This is a genomic window from Pseudoflavonifractor sp. An85 (assembly GCF_002161235.1).
GTDB lineage: Bacteria > Bacillota > Clostridia > Oscillospirales > Oscillospiraceae > Enterenecus.
Genome location: NZ_NFHE01000124.1, coordinates 1 through 817, shown reverse-complemented (window position 1 = coordinate 817; position 817 = coordinate 1). Strand labels below are relative to the sequence as shown.

The 817-nt window shown below is 60.2% G+C and carries 1 protein-coding gene; it reads right to left on the bottom strand.

Translation table 11 applies throughout. The annotated features are described in order from the left end of the window. Nucleotides 1-131: 131 nt before the first annotated feature. The coding region (locus tag B5G37_RS14745; protein ID WP_204217979.1) for a hypothetical protein at nucleotides 132-817 on the bottom strand (686 nt) is incomplete at its 5' end.

Below are 817 nucleotides of genomic sequence, written 5' to 3'. Positions count from 1 at the left end.
TCGAGCGTGACGTTCCCGCCAGTTTTCGCTTCGGCCTCCACTTGCTCAAAATCCTTCGCCATCGCGGCATTCTCCTTTCTCCGCGTACACTATCATTGTATCATACTATCAATCTATCCTTGGTGGGCGTGTCACCGTTCCTGCTTCCTGTCATGCGTCTCGCGTGGGATGGAACGTCCCGCACTCGTTGTAGCCGACGTTGTTTCACCATGCTTCTCCTGCCTGCGGGCATAGGGTACATCGGAGGCGAGTTTCACACGCAGCTCGTCCGCACCGCGCCAGTAGGCGAGGATGGTGCGCCGCACCTCCGGGTCCCCGGCAATCTCCTCGGGTGGACGATGCAGTTTGAGCTTCGGGAACATCGAGAGTGTGGTTCCCTCCATGCTCTGCGCCTGACGGCGGTACGCCAGATAGGCGTCCCTGATGCCGGACAGATATTCGGCGCGGAGTGTTTCAACACGATCCGTCCCGTTCGCGCTGCTGCCCGCAGTGTTGTTCCGGAACGCACGCTCCAATCCCTCCGGGTTCAGCGAGGCGTCCAGCTTTGTCACCGAGAACGAGTAGCGGGCGTTGTCCGTGTCGGTGACATACATCCGGCCCCTGCGGAACTGGGTGTCCACTCCCCAGCCCTCCAACAATTCCCGATACTCAACAAGATTCGCTGCACGCTGCGCCGCGATCCGGCACAGCTCCCGCAGATTCGTCTTATACGAACGGACGCCGCGCGACTCGATCTCCTTCTCGATCTTCGACGGCTGCTTCGCATGGACCTTGGAATTTTGCACGCCCTCCTCGACCTGCTGCAATCCCCACTCCT